General features: G+C 67.9%; 1 protein-coding gene. It reads left to right on the forward strand.

Annotation, left to right across the window (positions count from 1 at the left end; genetic code table 11):
- Positions 1-461: 461 nt before the first annotated feature.
- Positions 462-1,745, forward strand: a 1,284-nt coding sequence (locus ACY45C_RS00015) for a menaquinone biosynthesis decarboxylase (RefSeq protein ID WP_462185630.1), incomplete at its 3' end; no start/stop codon positions are given.

Here is a 1,745-nt window from a genome sequence, read left to right on the forward strand (position 1 = left end):
GGGGTGTCCCGAAGACATCGATGATCGCGTAAGCCCAAACACCAATGATCACAAACGTCAGCGCGAGGCCCAGCACCGGCCGGTCGCTCCTTCCTGCTTTTCTTGATCGTTATGCTCGTCGTGACCTGTCAGGTATGGAACATCCGATCCGCGGGCATCTAATCCCGACCCGTGGCGAAATCCCCGACCCGTGGCGACGTCACGGATGGGTGGCGTCACGGACGGGCGACCCCACCAGATGGGTCAGGCGAGCACGTACCGTCCGCTATGGCCTGCGGCGGACGTACATGTCGTGGTGATGGCCGGCCCGTGTACCTCTAGTGTGCCTTCCGCGCCGACTCCTCGTCCCTCCGGTCCGTTATCCGACGCGGTCGTGCCCGTGGCGTGACGTGTTGAACTGGGATCGTGACCACTTGTGGGCGGTCGGGCATCCACCCGTGGCGACTGCGAGGATGGAGGTCATGGCCTGGGCGGATCTGCGTGCGTTCCTTGCTCATCTCGAAAGGCGGAAGGATCTGCGCCGCGTCACCGTACCCGTCGACCCGCGTCTCGAGGTCACCGAGATCGTGACCCGGGTGGTACGGGAGCGCGGGCCGGCTCTGCTGTTCGAGTCCCCGGCCGGCGCCGACATGCCGCTGGCGATCAACGTGTTCGGCACCGAGGAGCGGATGGCTGCCGCGCTCGGCGTCGAGGCGCTGGACGACATCGGTGAACGGCTCGGCGCGCTGCTGCGCCCGCAGCTGCCGATCGGCCTGTCCGGGTTGCGCGAGGCGTTCGGCAAGGCGGCGTCGCTCGCCTCGATCCCGCCCCGCCGGGTCCGGACCGCGCCCTGCCAGGACGTCATTCTCAAGGGTCCGGACGTCGACCTGTTCCGGCTGCCGGGGGTGCACGCCTGGCCGAACGACGGCGGGGCCTTCCTCAACCTCGGTCTGACGCACACGAAGCACCCCGAGACCGGGGCGCGCAACCTCGGGATGTACCGGTTGCAACGCCACGACGCACGCACCGTCGGCATGCACTGGCAGATCCACAAGGACTCCAACGCGCATCACGCGGTCGCCGAGCGGCGTGGGGAGCGGCTGCCGGTCGCGATCGCGTTCGGGTGCGACCCGGCGGTCACCTACGCCGCGTCCGCGCCACTGCCCACCGACCTCGACGAGTACCTGTTCGCCGGTTACCTGCGCGGCGAGCGGGTGGAGATGATCGACTGCCTCTCCGTCCCGCTGCGGGTGCCCGCGAACGCACAAGTGGTGCTCGAGGGCTGGCTCGAGCCGGGGGAGCGGCTGCCCGAGGGGCCGTTCGGCGACCACACCGGCTTCTACACCCCCGTCGAACCGTTCCCGGCGCTGCACGTCGACGTGATGACGACGCAGCGTGACCCGGTGTTCCAGACGATCGTGGTCGGTCGGCCGCCGCAGGAGGACGGTCCGATGGGCAAGGCCACCGAACGGATCTTCCTGCCGCTGGTCAGGATGATGATCCCCGAGATCGTCGATTATGACCTGCCTGAGGCGGGGGTGTTCCACAACTGCTGCATCGTCTCCATCGAGAAGCGTTATCCGAAGCACGCGCAGAAGGTGATGAACGCGGTCTGGGGGGCCGGGCTGCTGTCGTTGTCGAAGCTGATCGTGGTCGTCGACGCCGACTGCGACGTGCACGACTACCACGAGGTCGCCTGGCGCGCCTTCGGCAACGTCGACTATGCCCACGACCTGATCACGACCATCGGGCCGGTGGACCATCTC

The organism is Frankia sp. CcWB2, from assembly GCF_977927585.1.